At 70.6% G+C, this 3,549-nt stretch carries 3 protein-coding genes and 1 pseudogene; 1 reads left to right on the forward strand and 3 read right to left on the reverse strand.

The window, feature by feature from the left end; genetic code table 11:
- The 3 genes and pseudogenes from AOK03_RS36220 to AOK03_RS36230 all read right to left on the reverse strand — a co-directional run.
- Positions 1 to 990 (reverse strand): annotated as a pseudogene (locus AOK03_RS36220) (hypothetical protein); the annotation flags it as partial.
- 168 nt (positions 991 to 1,158) lie between these two features.
- Entirely contained in the window at positions 1,159 to 1,986 is an 828-nt protein-coding gene (locus tag AOK03_RS36225) for an alpha/beta fold hydrolase (RefSeq protein ID WP_079075172.1), read from the reverse strand.
- A 146-nt stretch (positions 1,987 to 2,132) separates the two neighbouring features.
- Complete coding sequence (locus AOK03_RS36230) at positions 2,133 to 2,780, reverse strand: peroxiredoxin-like family protein (protein ID WP_055569636.1); 648 nt, start codon at positions 2,778 to 2,780, stop codon at positions 2,133 to 2,135.
- A gap of 130 nt (positions 2,781 to 2,910) precedes the next feature.
- Here AOK03_RS36230 and AOK03_RS36235 point away from each other — a divergent pair, with 130 nt between their 5' ends.
- Positions 2,911 to 3,504, forward strand: coding sequence for a TetR/AcrR family transcriptional regulator (locus AOK03_RS36235; RefSeq protein ID WP_055569637.1), 594 nt, complete (start codon positions 2,911 to 2,913; stop codon positions 3,502 to 3,504).
- Positions 3,505 to 3,549 lie beyond the last annotated feature (45 nt).

Genomic DNA, 3,549 nt, shown 5'->3' on the forward strand with positions numbered 1-3,549 from the left:
GGGCGGCTCAGACCGGGTCGGCGTTTCGGGGGCGCCGGGGCGATCGGCGCGCGGGGCCGGTTTCCGCCAGCGGTCCAGGGCCGCCTCCTGTGACTGCACGGGTGCGGGACAGCGGGGCGGGGTGGCGGTGTCCGCTTCGTCGCCCCGCCAGAACGCCAGCTGCCAGTGGGCGTCGGCCCACAGGCGCAGGGCGGGCGTGGAGCCGCGGGCGAAGATCTCCCAGCCGCCGACCGCCAGCACGTGGGTGCCGACGGTCAAGGGTTCCATGAGGCTCGCGAAGCCGGAGCGGATCGTCACGTGGAACCGTCCGGCCTGGGAGGGGACGTCCACGGCGAGCAGCGCGAAGGGACTGTAGTTGCTGTCCCGGCTGACACGCTCGACCGTGCCCACGACGGCGATCGGGTGGGTCAGGACGGGGGTGGCCCGAAGGCGTGCGAAGAGCCGTGCGTACGAGTCGCGCCGGGGGCCGTAGCAGAAGTCGGTCCACGGAATGGGCCGACCGTCGTGCGGTCGGACACGGAACCGGGAGGTGATCTCCGGGTCGTGGTCGTGGAGTCGGAGGAATTGGGCGATCTTCGCCGCGGTGCCGACCGCGGGCGGCAGCAGGGGCCGGACCGTGGCGACCGAATCGCGTACGACGTCGTCCCGGACGTGGGCTTCGGCGTCGGGCCCGGGAAGCGGCACTTCGTCCAGCCGGTAGGGCAGGTTGAGCCGCAGCAACCCGCTCGCCTCCGTGTCGGCCAAGCCCTGGGATCCGTGGGCGAGGTGCGCGGTGAACGTGTCCGGATTGAGCGGACACGTCTCGTCGTGCTCGCCCGCGAGGAGGCGGTACTGCGCCTGCACCGGCTTGCCCTTGAGCGTGTGGGCCCGCACCGGTCCGAAGGGGGCCATGCACTTCCAGCAGATCAGATCGCCGCCGAAGTCGTGCGGCGGTCCGATGTGGCGCCGGAAGACATGGCGGTCCGTGTCCTTCTCACGAGCACGGTGCACGCGACGTCCTCTCCCCTTGTGCCGGATCGCTGTTGTACCGGATCGCTGCGCGACCGTCCGGCCGTCGTGTGAGCCGGACGGGATGCGTCAGCATCTGCAGCCTGTCATGCCTGGAGATGGTTCTCAGGGGGCGGGGGTATGGGGGGCACGAGCGTGGGCGCAGAGTCTCTACGCTGCGAAGAAGCCGCCGAGCGCGCGGCCGATCCGGTCAGGCGCATTCTCCGTGGGGATGTGATCCGCATGGGGGATGCGGATGAGCGTGGTGTTCGGGATCTCCAAGGCGAACCGCTCGGCGAACTCCACCGTCTCGTGGAGGTCGTTCTCGCCCCAGATCAGCAACTTGGGTGTGCCGGACCGCCGCAGCGCGGGGACGAGGTCAAGGGTGTAGCGGTTGTCGGCCGCACCCGCCAGGGCCACCCAGGAGCGACGAACCCGCGCATCGGTCCACGGGTCCGCGTAATCCGCGATCAACTGCTCGGTGGCGACACCGGCCAGCACTCTTGCCACCGCCTGTCGGCGGTTGTCGAGCACACCCTCAGTCGTGGTCGCGCCCCGGAAACTCCCTACGTGAGGTGCTGGCCAGGAGTCGTAGAGGACGGAGTTCACCAAGGCTAGGCGGGAGACCCCGATGCCGTCGTGGGCCAGGAGGTGCTGGGCGATGGCGCCGCCGATGTCATGGCCCGCAAGGGCGATCGGCCCGGAGAGGTCAAGCGCGGACGCGAAGCGTGTCACCCAGTCCGCGAGGGCCGGGACCGCGGCCGTCGCCGGGCCTAGCTCGCCTCCCGAGCGCCCCAGTCCGGGAAGATCGACCGCGACCGGCCGCAGCCCCGCGTCGGCGAGGTGGTCCAGTACCGGGAGCCAGACCCGGCTCCAGTACGTTCCGTGCAGCAGGAGCACGGGGCGGCCGTCCTGCCGTCCGGCGGTCAGGTAGCTGGCCCTTTCCCCGTCGACCTGGACTGCGCGCCTGACCACTGTCGTTTCGGTGCCTTCACTCATGGGACCACTGTGGCCGGAGTCGATCTCCCCGCCGAGAGTCCGAAAAGACACCTCGGAGTACATTCCTGCCACGAGCCTCGGCGGGTGACACCGCGGCCCGCCCCGGCCCGGTGCAGGAACTCAGCGCAGGAACTCAGCGCAAGGCCTCAGCGCAGAGCGTCGAGCGCGGCGATGATGTCGGCCGGCTCGGCACGCTTCATGTAGTCGGTGTCGACGAACCCCCAGCGCACAGTGCCGGTCCGGTCGATGACGTACGTCGCGGGCAGCGGGAGCGTGCGCCGGTGGCCGCCGTTGACGCGGACGAGGTCGAAGCCCAGCTGGTCGTACGCGGCGGCGAGGTCGTCCGGCAGGTCGAAGGCGAGACCGTACGCCTTGGCGGTGTCGGAACCGACGTCGCTGAGGACGGTGAAGTCCAGGTCGTGCTTCTCGGCCAACGACAGGGATTCGTCCGGGATCTGCGGCGATACGGCGACGAGTTGGGCTCCGCGTTCGCCGATGGCGGCATGGTGCTGCTGGAGGGAGCGCAGCGCGAGGTTGCAGAACGGGCACCAGGCGCCGCGGTAGAAGGTGAGCACGACCGAGCCCTCGGCGAGGAGCCGGTCGAGGGTGACGGTCTCACCGGTCACGGAGGGCAGCGCGAAGCGCGGGGCCTGCGCGCCTACGGCGAGGGCGCGGTCGGTCTGGCCGGAAGCGGCGAGTTCGGCGTCGGCCCGCTGCATGATCTCCCCCGTTCCGGCGGGGATCTGATGCCGGTGGGCTTCGTAGAAGGCGCGCAGTTCTGCGTCGAGGGTCATGAAGTCGGTGCCCTTCCCGTATGGGGGCAGGTGTGAAGGGCCCACCCCAAGAACCTGGAACGCTCGTTTCAAGATAGTGGCCGGGGCGGTATCTTGAAACCCCTGTTCCAAGATGGCGGTGGCGTGAGGCATGGCAGACATCAAGCACTTCGATCCGGACGCGACGCTGGAGACGGTGCTCCGCCTGTTCTGGAAGCAGGGCGTGGCGGCCACCGGCGTGCAGGACATCGTGAACGCCACGGGGCTCAACCGCTCCAGCCTGTACGCCACCTACGGCGGCAAACAGCAGCTCTACCTCGCCGCCCTGAACCGCTATGTGGCGACTCGCTCGCTGCCCGCCTTCCGGCAGATCGCCGAGGACGAGCGAGGGCTGCCCGCGGCCGCGGACTTCTTCCACGGTCTGATCAGCGTGCGCACATCGGGAGAGCACGCGCGCTGGGGCTGCCTGGTGGCCAACGCGCACACGGGCGCGCAGAGCGACGACCCGGAAGTGCGGGCCGTCCTGGACCGGCACCACAAGGAGCTCTGTGGCGCGATGCGCTCCGCGCTCGAAACGGCGAAGAGGGGCGGGCAGTTGGCGGCTTCCGCCGACCCGGCCGCCGCGGCCGAGGTGCTCGCGCTGCTCGCGTACGGGGTGAACATGCGGTCGCGGGCGGGCGGCGACGCACGTTCCCTGAGCCGCACCGTCGACGCGGCTCTCGACTCGATCCGGAACCCGGACTGAGAGCGCCGGGGTCTCACTGCGCGGCGACCGTCCCCGCCCCTGCCC

This window comes from Streptomyces atriruber, assembly GCF_001418325.1.
In the GTDB taxonomy this organism is placed as follows: domain Bacteria; phylum Actinomycetota; class Actinomycetes; order Streptomycetales; family Streptomycetaceae; genus Streptomyces; species Streptomyces atriruber.